General features: G+C 60.0%; 23 protein-coding genes. 5 read left to right on the forward strand and 18 right to left on the reverse strand.

Annotated features, from left to right (window positions below; all coding sequences use genetic code 11):
• The first annotated feature begins 32 nt into the window (after positions 1–32).
• Positions 33–533 carry a peptide-methionine (S)-S-oxide reductase MsrA gene (gene msrA, locus DWU99_RS15935; RefSeq protein ID WP_267897537.1) on the forward strand — a complete coding sequence of 167 codons (501 nt, stop codon included), beginning with the start codon at positions 33–35 and terminating at the stop codon, positions 531–533.
• 378 nt (positions 534–911) lie between these two features.
• Positions 912–2,033: an RMD1 family protein gene (locus DWU99_RS15940; RefSeq protein WP_115479063.1), complete on the forward strand. Its 1,122-nt coding sequence runs from the start codon at positions 912–914 to the stop codon at positions 2,031–2,033.
• 70 nt (positions 2,034–2,103) lie between these two features.
• Here DWU99_RS15940 and DWU99_RS15945 read toward each other — a convergent pair whose 3' ends face one another.
• The 4 genes from DWU99_RS15945 to DWU99_RS15960 form a co-directional block, all read right to left on the reverse strand.
• Entirely contained in the window at positions 2,104–2,469 is a 366-nt protein-coding gene (locus DWU99_RS15945) for a nuclear transport factor 2 family protein (RefSeq protein WP_115479064.1), read from the reverse strand.
• A 117-nt stretch (positions 2,470–2,586) separates the two neighbouring features.
• Complete coding sequence (locus tag DWU99_RS15950) at positions 2,587–3,219, reverse strand: glutathione S-transferase family protein (RefSeq protein WP_115479199.1); 633 nt, start codon at positions 3,217–3,219, stop codon at positions 2,587–2,589.
• 60 nt (positions 3,220–3,279) lie between these two features.
• Entirely contained in the window at positions 3,280–3,717 is a 438-nt protein-coding gene (locus DWU99_RS15955) for a DoxX family protein (protein ID WP_115479065.1), read from the reverse strand.
• Between the two features lie 96 nt (positions 3,718–3,813).
• Positions 3,814–4,569: an SDR family oxidoreductase gene (locus tag DWU99_RS15960; RefSeq protein WP_115479066.1), complete on the reverse strand. Its 756-nt coding sequence runs from the start codon at positions 4,567–4,569 to the stop codon at positions 3,814–3,816.
• Between the two features lie 136 nt (positions 4,570–4,705).
• Between DWU99_RS15960 and DWU99_RS15965 the strand changes: the two genes are divergently transcribed.
• Positions 4,706–5,626, forward strand: coding sequence for a LysR family transcriptional regulator (locus tag DWU99_RS15965; protein WP_233511177.1), 921 nt, complete (start codon positions 4,706–4,708; stop codon positions 5,624–5,626).
• 663 nt (positions 5,627–6,289) lie between these two features.
• On the opposite strand, the gene DWU99_RS15975 is transcribed toward DWU99_RS15965, so the two are convergent.
• Together DWU99_RS15975 and DWU99_RS15980 are read right to left on the reverse strand one after the other, a co-directional pair.
• The gene (locus DWU99_RS15975) at positions 6,290–8,524 is read right to left on the reverse strand and encodes a penicillin acylase family protein (RefSeq protein WP_115479069.1); all 2,235 of its coding nucleotides are present in this window, start codon (positions 8,522–8,524) and stop codon (positions 6,290–6,292) included.
• Between the two features lie 89 nt (positions 8,525–8,613).
• Positions 8,614–9,099 (reverse strand): Lrp/AsnC family transcriptional regulator, encoded by a 486-nt coding sequence (locus DWU99_RS15980; RefSeq protein ID WP_115479070.1) that lies wholly within the window; start codon positions 9,097–9,099, stop codon positions 8,614–8,616.
• 121 nt (positions 9,100–9,220) lie between these two features.
• On the opposite strand from DWU99_RS15980, the gene DWU99_RS15985 reads away from it, so the two are divergent.
• Positions 9,221–9,886 carry a glutathione S-transferase family protein gene (locus tag DWU99_RS15985; RefSeq protein ID WP_115479071.1) on the forward strand — a complete coding sequence of 222 codons (666 nt, stop codon included), beginning with the start codon at positions 9,221–9,223 and terminating at the stop codon, positions 9,884–9,886.
• A gap of 289 nt (positions 9,887–10,175) precedes the next feature.
• On the opposite strand, the gene DWU99_RS15990 is transcribed toward DWU99_RS15985, so the two are convergent.
• From DWU99_RS15990 to DWU99_RS16030, 9 genes are all read right to left on the reverse strand, one after another.
• Positions 10,176–10,580, reverse strand: coding sequence for a YciI family protein (locus DWU99_RS15990; RefSeq protein ID WP_115479072.1), 405 nt, complete (start codon positions 10,578–10,580; stop codon positions 10,176–10,178).
• A 117-nt stretch (positions 10,581–10,697) separates the two neighbouring features.
• Positions 10,698–11,234, reverse strand: a complete 537-nt coding sequence (locus DWU99_RS15995) for an SRPBCC family protein (protein WP_199535821.1) — start codon at positions 11,232–11,234, stop codon at positions 10,698–10,700.
• Between the two features lie 176 nt (positions 11,235–11,410).
• Positions 11,411–12,766, reverse strand: a complete 1,356-nt coding sequence (locus tag DWU99_RS16000; protein ID WP_115479074.1) for a hypothetical protein — start codon at positions 12,764–12,766, stop codon at positions 11,411–11,413.
• A 120-nt stretch (positions 12,767–12,886) separates the two neighbouring features.
• Positions 12,887–14,347: a DHA2 family efflux MFS transporter permease subunit gene (locus tag DWU99_RS16005; RefSeq protein ID WP_115479075.1), complete on the reverse strand. Its 1,461-nt coding sequence runs from the start codon at positions 14,345–14,347 to the stop codon at positions 12,887–12,889.
• Positions 14,344–14,682 carry a hypothetical protein gene (locus DWU99_RS16010; protein ID WP_199535822.1) on the reverse strand — a complete coding sequence of 113 codons (339 nt, stop codon included), beginning with the start codon at positions 14,680–14,682 and terminating at the stop codon, positions 14,344–14,346. The genes DWU99_RS16005 and DWU99_RS16010 overlap by 4 nt, the downstream gene beginning before the upstream one ends.
• Positions 14,683–14,772: 90 nt before the next feature.
• A complete protein-coding gene (locus DWU99_RS16015) occupies positions 14,773–15,216 on the reverse strand; it encodes a MarR family winged helix-turn-helix transcriptional regulator (RefSeq protein WP_115479076.1) in 444 nt (147 codons plus the stop codon).
• 108 nt (positions 15,217–15,324) lie between these two features.
• Positions 15,325–15,552: a tautomerase family protein gene (locus DWU99_RS16020; RefSeq protein ID WP_115479077.1), complete on the reverse strand. Its 228-nt coding sequence runs from the start codon at positions 15,550–15,552 to the stop codon at positions 15,325–15,327.
• A gap of 16 nt (positions 15,553–15,568) precedes the next feature.
• Complete coding sequence (locus DWU99_RS16025; RefSeq protein WP_115479078.1) at positions 15,569–15,892, reverse strand: carboxymuconolactone decarboxylase family protein; 324 nt, start codon at positions 15,890–15,892, stop codon at positions 15,569–15,571.
• 4 nt (positions 15,893–15,896) lie between these two features.
• Positions 15,897–16,301 (reverse strand): (R)-mandelonitrile lyase, encoded by a 405-nt coding sequence (locus DWU99_RS16030; protein WP_115479079.1) that lies wholly within the window; start codon positions 16,299–16,301, stop codon positions 15,897–15,899.
• A gap of 117 nt (positions 16,302–16,418) precedes the next feature.
• Here DWU99_RS16030 and DWU99_RS16035 point away from each other — a divergent pair, with 117 nt between their 5' ends.
• Positions 16,419–17,309 (forward strand): LysR family transcriptional regulator, encoded by an 891-nt coding sequence (locus DWU99_RS16035; protein ID WP_115479080.1) that lies wholly within the window; start codon positions 16,419–16,421, stop codon positions 17,307–17,309.
• 24 nt (positions 17,310–17,333) lie between these two features.
• Here DWU99_RS16035 and DWU99_RS16040 read toward each other — a convergent pair whose 3' ends face one another.
• The 3 genes from DWU99_RS16040 to DWU99_RS16050 all read right to left on the reverse strand — a co-directional run bounded on the left by DWU99_RS16040 (position 17,334) and on the right by DWU99_RS16050 (position 19,778).
• Positions 17,334–18,104: an SDR family oxidoreductase gene (locus tag DWU99_RS16040; RefSeq protein WP_115479081.1), complete on the reverse strand. Its 771-nt coding sequence runs from the start codon at positions 18,102–18,104 to the stop codon at positions 17,334–17,336.
• A 33-nt stretch (positions 18,105–18,137) separates the two neighbouring features.
• Entirely contained in the window at positions 18,138–18,992 is an 855-nt protein-coding gene (locus tag DWU99_RS16045; RefSeq protein ID WP_115479082.1) for an alpha/beta fold hydrolase, read from the reverse strand.
• A 93-nt stretch (positions 18,993–19,085) separates the two neighbouring features.
• A complete protein-coding gene (locus DWU99_RS16050) occupies positions 19,086–19,778 on the reverse strand; it encodes an alpha/beta fold hydrolase (protein WP_115479083.1) in 693 nt (230 codons plus the stop codon).
• Positions 19,779–19,842 lie beyond the last annotated feature (64 nt).

The raw sequence follows: 19,842 nt of genomic DNA on the forward strand, positions 1-19,842 counted from the left end.
TGATGACTTGCAGGAAGGATAGAAACGTGACCATTAAAAACGAAACCGCGATCCTGGCCGGCGGCTGCTTCTGGGGCATGCAGGATTTGCTGCGGCGCTATCCGGGAATAGTGTCCACGCGCGTGGGCTATACCGGTGGCGACGTGGCCAACGCCACGTACCGCAACCATGGCACGCATGCCGAAGGGATCGAGATCGTGTTCGATCCGAACCGCATCGGCTATCGCCAGATCCTGGAATTCTTTTTCCAGATCCACGATCCGACGACGAAGAATCGCCAGGGCAACGACGTGGGCATGAGCTACCGCTCGGCCATCTTCTACCTCAACGATGAGCAGAAACACGTCGCCGAAGACACGGTGGCCGACGCCGATGCATCAGGTATCTGGCCCGGCAAGATCGTCACCGAGATCGCCCCCGCCGGCCCGTTCTGGGAAGCCGAGCCGGAACATCAGGACTATCTGGAACATTATCCCGACGGATACACCTGCCACTTCATCCGGCCGGATTGGAAGTTGCCCAAGCGTGGTTGATGACGGGCGGAGCGGTCTCTGACATTTGAAAGTACGGGCCACTCAGAATGCTTCGGAAGCGAACATCGCTTTGATTGCAACATTCCCGTCTAACAACGCGTAAACGACGAAAGTCGCTGCGCCGACGGTTGCTGCGCTACGGCACTTGCGGCCTTTTGCATGTCCGCACACACTAGCCGCGACACGCCGACATCACCAAAGCGTGCGATTGGGCTGCCCAGAACGAGATCAGGTTTACTTCTTGCCCGATGGATGCGCAAGAAGCGAAACCGGCCTCTCTCCAGTCAAGCACCAGATGCTTTGTCCAAACGGAAACGCGTTTTAAGCGTGACGTTAGGGTAAGCGTACGGATACCGCATCCACTCGGGCGCCCTGTTTATGCCATACGAACAACCCACGGTTCAGTCGGCTGTCGTGATTGCGATGCATATGATCGATATTGCCGACGCGATCGATCTCCCTAGCGTGGAAGCGCTGTGGGAGAGGCAAAAGCGCTCGGCCAGCGTGCGCAGCAAGCTCACCAGCACGCCACCGAAAGCGCTGGCTTTCGGGGTTCCTCCGGTGCTGCTGACACTCGATCCGCTGGAGCTCTCGCTGCTTGGAAAATCCTACCGAGCGCAAGTCACGGTAAGGCTTTACGAGTTCGGCGCGGCTGCGTTTTCGGTGCAGGTGCCGGTCATATCCTGCGATTGGCTGTCGTTTTCGCAGTTGATCAATGCAGTGGACGCGCATTTGGGACCTGGCGCCGACAGTCCTGTATGGACGCAGCTGCTGGAACATGTACGCGCCGCACTGTTGCCGGCCTTGACGAAACCCAGCCCGGCCTCGTTGCACGAGGATTATCTGTTGGGCATCGTGCATGCCTTCGACGAAACGATACCTGTCAGCACCATGCACGAACGCATCGACCTGGTGCCGCTGCTTTCCGGCGAGCAGCGCCCGTTGTCGGAGCAGGCGCGCAAAGACCTGTTGCAGCAGCGTTTCTCCTACTACGCCGACGATCTCGTCGTGTTGACCTGGGACCGCGCCTTTATCTACGAACCGCGCGGCGATTCCGACGTGGTGGATATTCTGGAGGTCGCCAACGCGCAGCTGCTGGAAATGCGCTTCTACGACGAGCTGCTCGATGCCGAGTTGCCGCGCATGTACGACATGGTCGAAGCGGCCCACCATGCCGGCAACCCGATGGCCGCGCGTCACTTCGCCGACCTGGCGCGCAAGCTTTACACGCTGGTGGCGGAAGTGACCGAAATCACCGAGAAGGTCGATAACGCCTTGCAGGTCACCGAGGATGTCTATCTTGCGCGCGTCTATACCTCGGCACTGGACCTGTTCCGCGTGCGCCATGTCAGCGAGGCGGTGGATCGCAAGCTGTCGATCATTCGAGACACGTATGCCGCCCTCTACGAGGAGGCCTCCGGCAAGCGTGCGGAGCTGCTGGAAATCGCGATCATTGCGTTGATCGTCGTGGAAATTGTGATTGCGATACTGCGCCACTAGCCATGGTCTGGCATGTCACGGCGATCTACGCTGGTGGCTCTAGTGGATAACCAGCGAGATCGTCACAGGGTCATGCAGGATTGGAATCCAGGAAGACATAGAGCGCGGCGATCTTCCCGTCGCGAACGATGATCACATCCCAACCCGTGTAATCGGGCGATTCGCCACGCGGGCCGGATCCCCACGCCAGGCGGCCGGCGTTGTGCAACGCCTGGGGCTTGCTGTGCGGGGTGTACACGAAGTGCGGATGCGTTGCGCGCAGGTCGCCGGAGAACTTGTCGAGCGCGTCGTGCCCGACCAGTACACCCAGTGGCGTGTAAACCGCACAGTCTTCGGTATAGAGCTCCTTGATCGCCGCACGACGACGTGTCGCGTCGCCTTCGCCGAAAACCTCCTGCAGGTTGCGATGAAGCAGTTCATCGATACGATCACTCATGACACTTCTCCCTATTCATTGTTTGTGGACCGGGTTTCGGTCGCATGGTGTGAAAATCGTTGCGCGTCCAGGTTGTGCACGCGCTGTTTCAGAAAAATGGTCGATATGGCGCTGGTGCTATTGAGCGAGCGCCAGCGTCTTGCCGATGGCGGTGACGACGGCGGGTCGTGCCGAGACGTCGTTGTACCAACGGGTGACAGACGGAAACTTGTCCAGAGACACGCCGATCGCCTGGTGACGCCACACCCATCCGAAATGGGCAATGTCCGCGATGCTGTACGCATCGCCCGCCACGTAGCGGTGATGCTTGAGGCCGTGATCAAGCACGCCAAGCACCCGATCGACCTCCGCCAGGGCGCGTGCCTTGGCTTCGGGTTGCGGTGACGACTGCAGCGCAACGCCAAAGGCCTGCAGGAATGCCGGACTCAAGCCAGATGCGTGGAAGAAGAGTTGTTCGAAAACCTTGCCGCGATGGACGCCTTCCTTCGGAAGCAGCTGCCCGGTCTTTTCCGCAAGGTGGACAAGAATCGCAGCGGATTCGCTCAGTACCAGATCGCCTTCTCCAGACTTGGAGGAACGGTCGATAAGCACGGGCACTTTCGCGTTGGGGTTCATGGCCCTGAAGGCATCGGTCTTCTGATCGCCCTGACGCAAATTCACCGGAATGAGTTTGTAGTCGAGCCCCATCTCTTCCAGCGCGATAGGGACTTTGACGCTGTTTGGCGTGGCGAACGCAAGTACTTCAAGCATGGTCATCTCCATCTCTTTAAAGTTGCGGCTGGAGCGGCCTTCGCCGCTCCAGCCGTCATCTCAGGACCGGCGACCATCCAGGCTCACGCGGCCGCCACCGAAAGCGATCACGTGCAGCAGGCCGCCCGCGATGGCGACGTTCTTGAAGAAATGGATGAACTGGTTCTGGTCGCCGAAGTGGTTGTGGAAGAACGCGGCGGTTGCCAGCGTGAACACGAACATCACGCTCGCGACGATGCGAGTGCGGTAACCGAGCAGCAGCGTGATGCCGCCGACGATCTCGGTAAACGCGGCAAGACCGAACGCGATCGACGGCAACGGCAATCCGACGGACTGGATGTAGGCGATCGTCATCGCCGGCGCGGCGATTTTCGAAAGCCCGGCAAGGAGGAAGAGAGTGCTGATCAGCACGCGGCCGACGGCCGGAACGATCGTGGTGACAGCGCTGGGAATGGCCGAGGGAACGACCGTGGTTTCTGCGTAAGTCTGGTTGTTCATGGGAATCTCCGAGGTGGTTGACTGTTTGTGGCGATGTTTGAGGTGTGTCGAACTGCATGGCCGGTTCGAATGTTCCAGGCCACTTAAATGGTTTCGTCAGATCTGAGCCTGTCCGCCGTCGACGAAGAGTTCAGTGCCGGCGACGAAGCTGGAGTCGGAGGAAGCGAGGAACACGGCGGCGCCGGCGACTTCTTCCGGATCGCCAACACGCCCGAGCGGAATCGTGGTGGCCATGTAGTCGAGCAGGCCCTGTTGTTGCGCGGCATCGGGACCGGCAAGGTCGACGAGGCCAGGCGTCTTGATCGGGCCCGGGCTGATGACATTGACGCGGATGCCGCGCGACTTGAGGTCGAGCGTCCAGCTGCGTGCAAAGTTGCGCACGGCTGCTTTCGAAGCGCTGTAGACGCTGAACGCCGGCGTGCCTTTGATGCTGACGTTCGATGCGGTCAGGATCACCGAGGCGCCATCGACCAGCAGCGGCAACGCCTTCTGCACCGTGAAGATCACGCCTTTCACGTTGCGGCCGAACGTCTCGTCGTACTGATCTTCGGTGATGGACCCCAAGGGCAACATCGAACCGCCGCCGGCATTGACGAACAGCACATCGATGCGGCCTGCCTCGGTCTTCACGCGCTCGTAGAGGCGATTGAGATCGCCGAGATCGGCGGAATCCGCCTTGATGCCGGTGGCCCTCGAACCGATCGCCGCCACGGCGGCGTCGAGTTCGGCCTGGCGACGGCCGGTGACAAAGACCTGCGCGCCTTCGGTAGCAAAGCGCTTGGCGGTGGCGAGGCCGATTCCAGCGGTGCCGCCGGTCACGACGGCGATTTTTCCTTCGAGTTTGCGAGCCATGATTTGTCTCCGGAATAGGTGGTGTGGTGCGACGGGACAAATCTAGGGCGGCGTGCTACTTTTCGAAATAGCAATGAATGAAAACTATCGTTGCAGGATTGCTATGTCCAAACTACCGGATTTCGAAGGGCTGGCGATGTTCGGCAAGGTCGCCGAAGAAGGTTCGTTCGCGGCGGCGGCAACCGCCATGGGCGTCTCGGTCGCCACGGTCTCCCGGGCCGTGACCCGCCTCGAAGAACGGCTCGGAGGGCGACTGTTCAACCGCACCTCCCGGCGGCTCGCGCTCACGGACTACGGCCGCTCGCTTGCCGAGCGCGCCGCGAAAATTTATGCCGATGCGGAGGAAGCCGAGGATGTCGCACGCGAGACCTCAAGCCGTCCGCGCGGTCTCGTAAAACTCGCGGCGCCACTCTCCTTTGGTGCGCGCTGGGTCGCGCCCTTGCTGCCCGAGTTTTTTCGCACCTATCCGGAAATTTCCGTCGATCTTCATCTCACGGACGCACATGCCGATCTGATCGGCGATGGTTTTGATGCCGCGCTCCGCATCGCGATCATGGAAGACTCATCGCTGGTCGCGCGTCTCATCGCACCCGTGCGCCGGTTTGTCGTGGCATCGCCGACCTATCTGTCTCGCTATGGTCGCCCCCAACATCCGCACGATCTCGGCGCGCACCAGTGCCTGACCTACGCGAACAGGAGCAGGCGCGATGTCTGGCGTTTTAGCCACCAAAGCGGCGAGGAGTGCCTGGTCACACCCACTGGAGCGTTGCGAGGAACGAGCGTGGAAGCGTTACTGCCCACCGTCCTCGCCGGACTCGCCATCACCGAACTTCCCGAGTTCGTGGCGACGCAGTATTTCCGCGACAAGCAGCTTGAGCCCATTTTGACCGACTGGCGCATTCCCGAAGGTGGTCTGTATTTCGTAACGCCAACGGCCCGCGCACGGCCTGCGAAAGTTAGCGCGCTGGCCGATTTCTTCATCGCCAAACTCGCTGCGGCGGAATGGAGCGCAGAGGAACTTATGGGGTGGAAACCACCGGGGCACCGCAGAAAGTGATGCTCACCTTCTTCAAGGTCTGTTACGCACAGGGCCTTTCGGTGCCCACTCCGGGTCGGAAGCCGACATTCCAGAACAACATGGGTATTACGGCGAAGCAAGTGCGAGAAAGGCCTCGTCGGTAGCCCCGTGCTGTAGTCGCTTTAGTTCGTCAATGAAGTTATCTAGTAGAGATGGCTCGCTAATTAGATGAAGAGTGCAACGATTTGCCACCTTAGTTACGGTGAAATCGAGCCACTCTGACTCCGCCATCACGGTGATGAATAGCCGCCCGCGCCCCAACTTGTGAAAGTGCAACCGAGCATGGAAAGCGCCCCTCGCAAACTCGGGGCCAATAGCTCCTAGGCGAATATCATAAATGCCTCCGTGCAGGTGGCCTTTGAACGCGACTAAGCCATTGATGATCTCGTTCAGATTTTCGTGACTTGTATACACGCGACTGCGAAAGGTCGATTCTCCATCAGACGTGGTTATCTCCAATTCGGTCAAGTCTTCATCGAACCATAACTTTTTGAACCTGATTCCTCGACTCATCTTCAATCCTGGCGACAAAAGTCCGAGTTCGTTTGAGTTGATGCAATGCCACTGCGTGTCGGGAGGGGCACTCCCTAGCCATCGCCGACGCAAGCCAACAACAACCACAATTTTCCACCTTTCTCACGATTACTCCCCGGGATGATAGACACGCTCGACATGTCCCTTCAGCTCCTCCGGCCAGAAATAAACCTGTCGCAGGTTGCCGGTGGTGTAACGCTCGGCCTCGTCGTTGAAATGCGCGGAATCGAGATGGCCGCTTTCGCCGCCGGCGGTGATGGCGCGTGCATGAACTTTATCGCCGAACTCCACCACGGCGACGAAGCTGTTGCCGCTGGTGCCGTAATACTTGCGGGTACCCGGCCAGCGGTGCGCACCGAATGAAGCGAGCGAACCCCAGCGCGATGACGTGAAAGGCACAGGGATGCTCGGCTTGCTGTCATCGAAGGGTTGCACGAGGGCGTCGTTGACGCGCTGGTAGCGATTCACCTCACCCCAGGGAATACCCCAACTGCCGAAATCTTTCACGAGCCGGTCGGAGGCTTCCGACAAGGCATCGAGCCGCGCCTTCGCGCCGGCCTTTTGCGCCATGAGGTCGTAGACCGACACGCCTTCGGCGTTATCCGCCTTGTCCATTTTGTCCCACAGGATGTCGCCCCAGAACACCGCCAGCGTGGTGGGCATGGAGGCGATGCCCCAGCGATAGTCCCAGTGACGCAGCATGGCAATCTGGCCGGCCAGTTTCTGCTTGAGTGGATCGCCCGCAGGCAATGCGTCGTAATCGGCAACCAAAATCGGAAGCTGGCGCGCGAATTCCGGCAGATACGAGTCGAAGGCGAGCGTGATCAGCGATGCAAGCGTGAAGTCGCGCTGGCCCGTCAGCAGCATCGTGGCGTGGATGCCGCGCGGATTCTCGCCGACCGTATCCATGTAGCTCGGGAAGTCCTCGCGCTTCGGACTGTAAGCACCTGCCGCCGAGTACGGCCAATCGTTGGTGTTCATCACCCAGCCGTTCGGCGGGTTGAGCACCTGCGGCAATTCGTCGAGCGGAGTCAGGCCCTTCCAGTCGGTCGCGGGATCGCTGCCATCGACCGGCTTGGTGTAATCGAAACGATTGTCGCGGCGCGGGATGAATTGCGGATGCAGATAGGCGATCTCGCCCTTGTCGTCCGCGAAAAGGGTGTTGTTCGACGAGTTGGCCTGCAGTGCGGCCACCTTCATATAGCTGGCATAGTCGCTGGCCTTGGTGCGCAGCCAGCTTTGCTCCAATGCCTGCATGGGCTTGTTCATCAGCGCCATCGCGATCCACTTGCCATCCTGTTCGCGCACGATCGGACCATGATGGGTCGCATAGACGGTGAAGCGGCGTTCGGCCAGCGAGCCATCCGGCTTGCGATACGGCACGCTGATCTGACGCACGCTTACCGGCCGCAACGCGCCGCCGTAGCGATAGAACAGCTTGCCATCCTTGTGCACGATGGTTTCGGCGAATTCGTCCACCGCGTCGGCCGTCGTTGACGTATGCATCCAACCGATGTGCGGATTGAAACCCTGGTAGATGAAGAACTGCCCCCAGGTGACGGCGCCGTACGCATCGAGACCGGCATCGCTCGACATCTGCAGTTCCGAGCGGAAGTAGAAGGACGTATGCGGATTGATCAGCAACAAGGCATGACCGTTCACGGTGAGCTTGGGCGCGATGGCGATACCGTTCGAGCCGGACGGCTCGGCCCAGCTCGATGGCGACGTCACGCTCGCTACCGTGTCGCCGTCATGTCCATAAAAAGATTCCAGCGGACCGAGCGCCACGCGCTCGATATCGCCGCCGATGCTGCCTTCGCTGAAACTCAAGGCCATCCACGGTTCGAAGTGCTTGATAGCGCGCGGATGCACGTCGGGATGCGTGGCGAGGTAGTCGTTCAAGCCGTCGGCCCAGGCATTCATCAGCGCCCGCAACCAGGCCGGACTGCTGGCGTACTGCCGCTGCAGCTCGGCGGGATCGATAAACAACTTCATGCGCAGATCGCGCCAGATCGCCGATTCGCCTTCGGCCTCGGCGAGACGTCCCATCGCGTTGAGGTAGTTGGTCTCGACGCGATTGAAATCGTCTTCCGCCTGCGCGTAGGCCATGCCGAACACGGCGTCCGCATCGGTCTTGCCGTGTACGTGGGCGATGCCCCAGTCATCGCGCGTGATGGTGACGGCCTGCGCCTCGCGATGCCAGCGGGCGGACTCGGAGGTATCGGCCCACGCGGTCGAGACCAAGCCGAACGCAAGCAGTATCGCGGCTGGGAGCACGCGCTTTGAGGGACAGCGCCGTGGTACGTGGTGGAATCCCTTGTCGAGAAAAGAGCACGTACCCATCGAGGAATTTTGCATTGCTTCGCAGCCCGTCCGATCGTGATCAGCGGATGCTAGCGAATGTTCCTGAGGGCAGTAAGCTGACATCCGGCCTATGGGATGGCCGGCGGCGGGTCCATCGGTACCTGCATACCGCGCTTGAGCGTGCCCAGCGCCACCCTGGTCTGGAAACGGCGGACGTTGGCGTTCTCCGTCACCAGACGTTGCATCAACGCATCGAAATCGTCGACGTCGCTCGTCACGATGATGAGCACATAGTCGCCAGCACCGGTGACATACCACGCCTCTTGTATGCGCGGCTCGGCGGCGATCCATTGCTTGAGGCTCGCCAGCAACTCCGGCCGCTCACGTTCCACCTCGACATCGACGATCATCGTCAACGGTCGCCCCACGCGTTTCGGATCAACCAACGCCACCTCGGCAAGGATGACGCCCTCATCGCGCATGCGTGCGATGCGACGCTGGACGGCGGAGGCGGACAAGCCCACGTCCGCGCCGATCAGCTCGGCGGGACGGCGAGCATCCTTCTGCACGATGCCCAGAATGCGTCGATCGATCTTGTCCAGTTCACTGGTCATCTGCGCGCGGATTCAATGGGAAGCGGGGAAAAAATGCACCGCACCGGCCCAACTCGCGGGCTGGCCGCGTCGGCGGACTTTAGCATGGCCCGACCCCAAGACGACCCCGGAATTTCGCCTCATGAAGCTGCTTTACCAGTCGCATTCGCCGTATGCCCGCAAAGTGCTCGTATTCGCCCATGAGATTGGCCTGGCCGATCGCATCCATGTCGTTCACCACGAAACGAGCCCGGTACAACGCAACGAGCACGTATTCGCGCTCAATCCATTGGGCAAGGTGCCAGTGCTGGTCTGCGACGACCAGACGGTACTGTTCGACTCCAGCGTGATCTGCGAATACCTCGATAGCCTGCATGACGGCCGGAAACTCATTTCATCCATACCATCTCTTCGCTTTCGATCGCTGCGCAACCAGGCGCTTGCAGCAGGACTGGCGGACGCAGGCATCGCGATTCGATGGGAGTCGGAACGGCGGCCCGAGGCCACGCGATGGCCGCCGTTGCTCGATGGCCATTTGCAAAAAGTCATCGCCACTTGCGATTACCTGGAAGCCAACGTCACCGACAGCGACGACGTGGACATCGGCGATATCGCGATCGCCACGGCGCTTAGCTGGATCGAATTCCGCAACATCCATGCCTTCCAGGCCGGACGCCCGCGGCTATCCGGCTGGTATCAGCGTTTCTGCTCACGTCCCTCGATGACGGCGACACTCCTCTCCGGCGACACCGTCGATCACCCCCAGCCAGCCACTTCTGGATCTGCGCATGCCGTCGCCATGGGTTGAGCTGCTAATCCTGCATGGCTACATCACAGATCCAAGACTGCTGCGCAACATAATCGAGATTCCGCCACCCATGCCCCGTACAAAACCAGAGGAAAGCCGGGGCACGCTGGCGAGACAGGTCGTCACGTCGTTGCGGCTGTGCCTTGGCATCGGCGACGGTGTTCTGCGCTCGCAATAACGAAAGAAGGGGGCAGAGCACTTTTCTTTTCCGCTTCTATAGAAAAGTGCTCTGCCCCCTTTCGTTCCGGCTTGGATCGCAGTGGCTGCGCGCAATGACTCTTGCCGTGAGTCATTCTCCATGGCCGAAATTCTCAGGCATTTCATTGCTCAACTTAAATGCACTGGCCCGTTCCTCTTCAATGGGTCGAACCTCGTACGTCAGGCCGCAGGCCAGGCAGGGATTCTGCGCGGCAAGTGCCGCCGCTTCGGCCAGGCTACCGGCCAGGAAGAACCAGTAGCCGCCCACAACCTCCTTGCCTTCGGCAAAGGGGCCATCGGTCACGCCGCCGCTTGAGACAATTTTTGCCTCTCTCGCGAGCCGCTGTCCCGATTTCATTACCCCTTCGCTGACGAGTCGATCGTGCCAGGTGTAGAAGTCGTCAATCGCCTTCTGTATTTCCTCGCGCGATCTGTCTTTATCCCACTGCCCGCGAGAGATGACGAGGTACTCCGATAGCGCGCTCATGTCGTTCATGGATTCTCCCGATGGTGCCACTCGTTCGTCTTCAAGGCTCTAAAATTCATCAGCTCCGCATTGGAACGACGAATGGGGTTTTCGGGAATCGACACTGTCCCGCGGATCAGGAGCCGGCTACTGCACAGGCTTGCCCGTTTCGACGTAGCCCTTGAGCCGTGTGATCTGTTCGAGCAGCACCGCGTCCACGCCCGAGGCCCAGTCGCCCCAACCGCCCTTGGTCCAGCCGCTGACGGTGTAGATCTCGGTCAACTCGGTGGCGCCGCCCTTCGCCTTGAGGCTCAGCGTCAGCACGCCGGTGGCGGCTTCGGTCTGCAGCGGTCCAAGCGCACCGTTGAGGCGCAGCTCGTGGCCCGGCGCGGCGTAGATCACCAGCATGTGCTGGACGCTGCCGCCGTCCGCGAGCTTCTCGCAGAAGCAACCGCCTGCGCGAGTCTGCAGGCTCAGGTTGGCGGACTTGCCGGAAAAGGTGTGCTGCGGGTTCCACCACTGGTCGATCCTGGACAGGGCGGCGTACACCTTGTCAGGCGTGCTGTTGATGGTCAGGGTGTTCTTGATCTGGAAGCCGGCGGCGTCGGCTGTAACGACGTCGGCGCGCGCTGCGGAGGCAGCGGCAAGGCCGGCTACTAACATGGTTAGGACGCTGAATCGCACGGCACCGCTCCTTCTCGAAGTCAGTGATTACTTTCCCCCGCTGCGAATGATGACATGACTCGCCTGTTTGTCGCATAGCGCGCTGCGATCGACTGCTGGTGCGTAACGCGCGCATCACCAATGGCCTGCTCCACCCTCTTTTTCAGGACGGAGGCCGTGCTTTTTATGTTTCAAATTCAGTAAGACAACGACAGCGAACTCATCCAGGTCAAAGCAGCCGGCTGTTTCGGTGTCGGAATGGGATTGACGGTATAGCTCAGCTGATTGGACAGATAAATGCCGCGCGACAAACGGTGGACATAGGACAGCGAATAGTTGCGGCTGTAATCCACCGCCGTAAAGCCACTTGCCTGTCGCATGTGTTCAAACGATCTGCTCAGTTGATCGAAGGTGTAACCGAGTGCGAACACATCGTAGGACTGACCAAAGGGACCTAGCATGTAGAACGTAATGCCGGCATCGCCGGTGAAGACGTTTCGATCGGGCGGCGCATAGTCGGTCTTTACGTTGACGTAGAACCCGTGAAACGGCTGTGCCGCATCGGTTTGAACCAGCTGATAGTCGCCGACCAGGTAGTAGGCGTAGTTGTGGTTGGCATAGCCGCCGTGGAAATCGGGAAATTGGCTTTCGTTGTACATCACGCCCTGGCGCACCCACATCATGCGTTGCTGAGGCGCGGCATCGGTCTGGTAGCCCAGCTCATTGATGAAGAGCGCCTTGGCACCGGGGATATGCCACTTCAGTCCCCAGAAATTATTGCTGTCCCAATCGGCCTGTGGGCCTTGGGGATCCACGCTGCGCGTCACACCGAAACGGTCGTAAAAGTGTTTGTCAGGCGAAGCCAAACGTAAATTGATCTCGGGTGCGGTCTTGTTGAAGATGAATCCGACCTCGTAAGGAATGGAACTCCCGACACCCGCCGGCGATGTCGTCGAATTGGTGCCCAGGGAAAAACCGTAAAACTGGTTTCCCAGTTCCTCATAACCGTATTGCAGCTGCACCCGCCCCTCATTGAAACGCTGGGTGATGTAGAGGCTGTTGATCGCGAAGCCGGTCGGGTTTTCTCCCGCGTAGGAGAACCATTGCTCGTTCGCGTTGAACACCAGCTGCGATGCCCCGGCGAAACCGATCCGCGACAAATCGTAGGTGGCAGTCAGGAACACATTGGCCCGGTACGTCGAATCCTGGCCGATATAGAGCTGAGGGTGCTGATCATGATTCAACAGATCGAACGTGCCGCCCACATAAACGCCGCCTTGAAGCAACCAGCCGCTATCGGCCATTTTCTGGCGCGATCCGCCCCAATCGGGCGACACTGTTTCGCAGGTGCTGATCGCGGGATTGGTGGTGCCCTGCGGCTGCATCCTGTCGTAACGCTGGCAAGGCGTGACATCGGCATCGATGTTGCCACCGGCATCGGGCGAGTCGGTCAGGAATCGATACTCGGCATGCGCATCAGCGCATAGGACCGATAACGTCAGCAGCAGACCACCTGCCGACACGAGCGCAGCACGGCAACCACTCTTGGACATGGCAATAGGGCGGGGGTATTGAGTTGGGGAAACTCAGCCTCGTCCGCTAACGTAATGACACGCGTGCTTTCGATACAGTGCCAGATGGCATGCCTGGTTCAGAAAACGGATTGGAAGTCGTCATGCGCGATTAACAACCTCTGCGCCGTCTTTCGCTTCCGCAACGTGCTTACCGATTATTTCACTCATGGAACGAGGCAGTCGCCATGCCGCCATGACCGTGCCCGCATGCACGATGCAGAGCAATAGAAACGCCCACGCATAAGCGCTCAGCGACGACTCGTGCAAAGGCTGCATGCCAAGACGCCATCCGAGCAACGTTGCGCAGAGCGTCGTAAACGTAGGTCCGCCGAGACGCTGGACGATATTGAGGGATGTGGTGGCCATGGGCAGCTCGTGCCGGCTCACCGCCGCGTACGCGGCGGATATGGAAGGAATGCCAACCGCACTCTGGCCCACGCCGCGAATGAACAGCGCAATCGCCAGCACGGTGAGATCGAGTGCATGGCTGGCGAGGTAAAGGAAAGGCAAAGTACCGATCAAGGCCAACAGTGCGCCAGCCGCGGAAACATTTCGAATGCCGAAGCGGCTGGTCAGCGCGCCCATCCACGGATAGGTGCACAACATGCCGATCCCCAGCGGCGCCAGGAGCCAACCCATCTCGCCGGGCGAGCGTCCGCAATCGCGAATCAGGTAGATCGGAATGAGCATCTGCCCGGCGAATATCGCTCCGTTGGATAAAAACTGCGTCACCGCGGAAACAGGAAACACGCCGCTCTTGAAGAGCCGAAGATCCACCAATGCGTCATCGCCCTTGCGATTGGCCGTCCAGAAGAACAGGCCAAGCAGGATGCAGGAAACCAGCATCGCGACCTGGCCTGCCGGCGCACCGATGCGGTCCGATCCATAGAGAAAGATCGCCAGGCCGGGCGACAGCAATGCCAGCCCGACCCAATCCAGGTCGCGTGGCCTGACCTGATGCCGATCGTGAGGCAGGAAGATGGCGGCAAGTGCCAGCGCCAACACGCCGACTGGAAAGTTCACGAGAAACAACCAGCGCCACGATGCATGTTGCAGAATCAGCCCCGCGATGACCGGACCCAGGATCGGCGCAAGCAACACCGGCACGGCGGCGTAACCGATCACGCGCGCCATATGCCTGCCGGCGGCGCGCGCCATCATCATTTGCGCCATGGGTGCGAGCAATCCGCCACTGATCCCTTGAATGACGCGAAATCCGATCAACGATTGCGCCGACCACGCCAATCCGCACAACGCGGAGGAAAGGGTGAACGCGGCGAAGCACCACACGTACACCGCCTTCGCACCGATGCGATCCACCAGCCAGCCGCTCATGGGCAACGCCAGCGTCAACGCCAACAGGTACCCGCTTGTGACCCACTGAATGGTCGACAGACCGGTGTGCAACTCGATGGCAAGACTGGAAAGGGATACGTTGGCGATGGTCGCGTCGAGCTGCGCGAGGAACGAACCCAGTATCACTACAGCCGTGATTTTCCAGATCGACGGATGCAGTCGATCGGCCGCATCAAGCGCTTCGGAGCTGGCCTGCGAAGTCACGAACGCCCGGCCGCCTGAAGGTTGCCGCCGTTGATGCGGCCAAAATGCCTGGCCAGAAACAGACTGATCAACAACGCACCCAACCCTGATGCAGCTATCGATTCCACGTCGCGCATGTCGAATTGACCAACGCGAAGAATCAACAGATAGGCCACGACGAAGTTGACGAAACTCCAGATCACGTTGACCGTGGACGACGACAAGCCCTGACCAGGCGGATGCGCGAAAGGCGACTGGAACGGGCGCCCCATCGTGCCGCTCACGAAGTGCGGGATGGCGTTGGCCAGGAAGGCGCCACCGAAGAAATAAGAGAGGTCGTGAAGCCAATTCATCATGATGGAATCCCTTTTCAAGCAGAGCGTTACCGTGCGCGTCGTCTCGTCGCGCGTTTGCGATGCTTACGCGAGCCGGAAGCAGTTCCGCCGCTATGGCTCGCCCAGGCGTTTGATCAGAGGGATTGCGTCGATAAGCGTCTGCAGCTCGGCAGGCTCCATCTCAGCCATCGCGGCGAGCAGCCATTCGCGCTTGGCGATGCCGCGCTGGCGTCTCATTTCGACGCCTGCTGCCGTCAAGGCAAAAAGAATCTGCCGCCCATCGGTGGGATGTGGCTGCCGCCTGACCAGCCCTTCCTGTTCCAGGCTCGCAAGAATCGCCCCCATCGATTGCGGTTTCATCGATTCGGCGCGCGCCAGATCCGCGGTGGTCGCGGCACCGTTCCGATCCAGCCGCGCCAAGGCGCCGAGTTGCGAAAGATTGAGTTCGTTCGGATTCGCTTCCGAACGCAGGCGGCGCAAAAGCAGTCCCACCGCCGCCGTGAGGTCGGTGACGGCGGCTTCCATGGCGGCGCTGGTACGAGTCGACTTGACCATGTCGCCACCATACAACTTAGAAGTTTAACTTGCAAGTTAAACTGACGATTTTGGTGCGAGGGCTGCACGGCCGGAGGCGTCGGCCACGAGCACTCCTGCCTGGCCGAGTTACATCTGATAACCGGGTTTCTTGTACAACTTGCCAGGCGGATCCTGGATATCCGTGCGATAGACCCTCTCGGCCCATTCGTTCGGGTCGATCTCCTCCATGGCCACCGACACGGCCGCCTCGCCGTAGCGGAAAACATCCATTACATCCCGGGTTATGCGGTCCGCCAGGCGCTGCTTCTGCGGCTCGCTTTTGCCTGGCCACAGTTTCACGATGACATGAGGCATGGTTTGGCAACTCGCATCATAGGGATTCGGCAAAAACTTTCCGCGCGATCTCAATGGCAGTGTTGGCACACGGCCATCCGGCATAGAACGCCAAATGCGTGATGAGCTCGATAAGCTCCTCTTTCGTGACGCCATTCTGCAACGCGAACTTCAGATGAAATGGCAGCTCATTGACGCGATAGAGCGCCACCAGTGCGGCCACCGTGACAAGGCTTCGATCACGCTTGGGAAGCGCGGCGCGTTCCCACACCTGTCCGAACAGAACTTGCCGGGTGTAATCGTTGAGTGCGGGCGCGATATCCGCATAAGGACCGGCCGCGGGCTTGGTCTCACTACTCATCGAATCAACCCTCCCTTGCCAAATAGTGTTCGTCGGTCACGTGCTCCATCCATTCGACGGCTTTGCCATTCAAGTACTCCTGGACAGCGATATGCGTCATGGAAGTCGTTGCCGTCGCGCCATGCCAATGGCGATGTCCCGGCGGACACCAGATCACGTCGCCGGCGCGAATGACTTCGATGGGGCCGTCTTCGCATTGCGTCCAGCCGCAACCCGACGTGACGATGAGAATCTGACCCAGCGGATGGGTATGCCACGCCGAGCGGGCGCCCGGTTCGAACGTGACGCTGGCGCAACCCACGCGTGCGGGTTCCGTGGCATTGAAGAGCGGGTCGATACGCACGTTTCCCGTGAAAAAGTCTGCCGGGCCTTTTACCGAGGCCTGCGAACCGCCGCGAACGATGTGCATGTGCTTGTTCCAAACAGGATGGACAAGCAACAGTTTGACGCCGTCATCGGCTATTGATTAGACGGAATAATATGATTGAACATATAACGCGTATTTATAAATCGAGGTGCCACGGCCATGCCTCGCCAGAACCTCAACGACCTGCTCGCTTTTACCGCGGTCGCGCGCACGCGCAGCTTCACCAAGGCTGCAGCCGATCTTGGAATCAGCCAGCCTGCCTTGAGTCACACGATCCGGAGCCTGGAAGCCCGATTGGGTGTGCGACTCCTTACCCGCACGACGCGCAGCGTCGCGCTCACCGATGCGGGCGAGCGTCTGCTCGGTTCCATCGGCAGCCGCCTCGAGGAGATCGAGGAAGAACTCGATGCACTGAGCGTACTGCGCGACAAACCGGCCGGCACGATACGCATCACCACCGGCGAGCATGCACTCACCACGCTTTTATGGCCCAAGCTGCGCCCGTTGTTGCGCGACTATCCCGATATTCATGTGGAATTCGACGTCAGCTATGCACTCAAGGATATCGTCGCCGAGCGATTCGATGCCGGCGTGCGCATGGGCGAGCAGATCGAAAAGGACATGATCGCCGTGCGAATCGGCCCGTCGATGCGCATGGCGGCAGTGGCGTCTCCAGCCTATTTCACCGGAAAGACCAAACCGAAGAAACCACAGGATCTCACCAAACATCGCTGCATCAATCTGCGCCTGCCTACGTATGGCGGACCTTATGCCTGGGAGTTCGAGCGCGGTGGGCGACAGATGCATGCTCGCGTGCAAGGACAACTTGCGTTTAGCACGGCGCCACACGTCCTCGCCGCCTGCCTCGATGGCTTTGGCTTGGCCTACGTGCCGGAGGACATGGTGCTCCATCACGTCAAAGCAGGACGGCTGGTCCGTGTCCTTGAAGATTGGTGTCCGCCGTTCCCCGGCTATCACCTTTACTACCCGAGCAGGCGGCAGCATTCGCCTGCCTTTTCGCTACTGGTGGAGTCGTTGCGTTATCGGTAGCTGGCCATAAGCCGGCCGTATCAGTCAGACCGATTTGACCTCGCCGCCATCCATGCGAAGCATGGCGCCGGTCATCCAGCGCGCGCCGGGCGAGACCAGGAATGCCATCAGTTCGGCGATTTCTTCGGGTTTGCCATATCGGGCAATGCCCGCTTCGCGCGGAAAGTACTCCGTCGCTTCGGCGACGCTCATGTTGTGCAACGGCGCCCAATGTTCGAGATACGAACGGCGGCGACCTGTCATCACCGGACCAGGCAACACGCTGTTGACCTGCACGCCATCGGCGATGCCGCGATCCGAAAACGCTTTAGCCAGCGCGGCGATCGCGGCGTTGATGGTGCCCACGGCGGCATAAGGTGCCTTGGGAAAGATCGCCGAATTGCCCGACGTGAACACCACCGACCCATGGGCTTGCTTGAGTGCGTTCCAAGCCTCAATCGTCAAACGTCGCGCACCATGCAGCTTGAGCGCCATGCCTGCGTCCCATTGCTCATCCGTCATCTCGAACAGATCGATCTGTGGGACGGCGCCGGCAATATTGATCAACGCATCGATGCGACCGAATGCCGACAGCGTCTTCTCAACGACAATCTTCGCCGAGGCTTTGTCTGCGAGATCGAGATCCAGCACTAGCGCTTTGGCGCCCTGGGCCTGAACCGTCTCCGCGGTTTCCTGCAGATGATCGCGACTCCTGGCCACCAGAACCAGCGAACCGAAATCCTTCGCCAGACGAACCGCAGTGGCTCGGCCGATACCCTGGCTTGCGCCCGTGACGATTGCCGTTGAGTTAGACATGACTTTCTCCAAATCCGGCTGCGATGACCGATATCACGCCGCGAAAAATTCGCGGATGGCTTGTGCGATCTCCTTCGCATGCGTTTCGAGCGCGAAGTGTCCCGTGTCGAAGAAACGCACCTGCGCATCCGGGATATCGCGCTTGAACGCTTCCGCACCCGGCGGCAGGAAGAACGGATCGTTCCTGCCCCATACCGCCAGGAAGCGCGGATGGTGCTTGCGGAAATACGCCTGGAAAGTGGGATACAACGCCACATTGCTCTGGTAATCGAGGAAGAGATCCAGCTGCACGTCATCGGCACCCTTGCGCGCGAGGTAGTAGTTGTCCAGCGCAATGCCGTCGGGAGAGACGAGGGATTCGTCCGTCACGCCATGCGTGTATTGCCAGCGCGTAGATTCCGGCGCCAGGAATCCGCGCAACGCTTGCCGGTTTTCTTCGGAGGGGTTCTCCCAATACGCGCGAATCGGATTCCAGCCATCGCTCAATCCTTCCACGTAGGCGTTGCCGTTTTGGGAAATGATGCCGGTGATGCGTTCCGGATGTTTCACGGCCAGGCGAAAACCGGTCGGTGCGCCGTAGTCGAAAACATAGACGGCGAAGCGATCGAAGCCCACCACTTCCGTAAAGCGATCGATGACGCTGGCGATGTTGTCGAACGTATACGTGAACGTATCGCGCGACGGCATATCCGACAAACCGAACCCCGGCAGATCGGGTGCCACGATATGGAAGCGATCGCTGAGCAACGGAATCAGATCGCGGAACATGTGGCCGGAACTCGGGAAGCCGTGCAGCAGCAACAGTTTCGGCTTACCGGGCGAACCGGCTTCGCGGTAGAAGACTTTGAAGCCGTCGACATCGGCGTGACGATAATGGATAGCGCTCATGGCGGATTCTCCTTGGGAAGAATTGATTTACAGGGTTGTGTGGTTGGAGCCGCATCACCAGGGTGTTGGCGAACGGCAAAGCTGTAAGCGCGCTCAAGCCTTGCTTTGCTGCACGGCGTCGACAATCACGCGCTCGACGAGTTCCGGCGCGGTGACGCTCGGTACGTGATCGACGGGATAGGCGCTGATCTGCGCGTTCATGCGTTCGGCCATGAAGCGCTGCGTTTTCTCCGGAATCATGTGATCGCGCTGCGCCACCAGGTACCAGGCAGGCACGCGCTTCCAAAGCGGCTGATCGACGGGAACGGTGATGCAGTTGGGCGAAATCGGAAGCTGCGCGGCGGCGAGCGCCTGTTGCTCCTCGGGGGTGGCGTGCTGCGCGAACGCAGCGCCAAACGCTTCCTTCGGCAACCAGATCCAGCCGTTCTCATCCGGCGCGAGCTTCGGCGCCTTGTCGTCGTGTTCGTTGCGATAGAACACGTCGGCCACCGTCTCGCCTTGGTCCGGCGCGAGCGCCGCGACGTACACCAATGCCTTCACCTTGGAGCTTTGGGTCGAGGCGATCACCGCGCCCGCATACGCATGACCGACCAGCACCACCGGCCCCTCGACCCGTTCCAGCGTCTTGTTCAGAGCCGCCGTGTCGTCAGCCAGGGACGAAAGCGGCAGGCGTGCCGTAACTGCCTTAATGCTTTTTTGATGGAGCAGCCGAACGACCTTATCCCAGCTCGTCTCATCCGCCCATGCACCATGGACCAGCACCACGGTTGCTGCGTTGGTGTTCATTTTCGGCCTCTCCCATGCAGTTGGAACTCGGAACGGGGGCGGCCTGAAGATTGAAATCTTGATA

It is taken from the genome of Dyella psychrodurans (assembly GCF_003363265.1).
In the GTDB taxonomy this organism is placed as follows: domain Bacteria; phylum Pseudomonadota; class Gammaproteobacteria; order Xanthomonadales; family Rhodanobacteraceae; genus Dyella_B; species Dyella_B psychrodurans.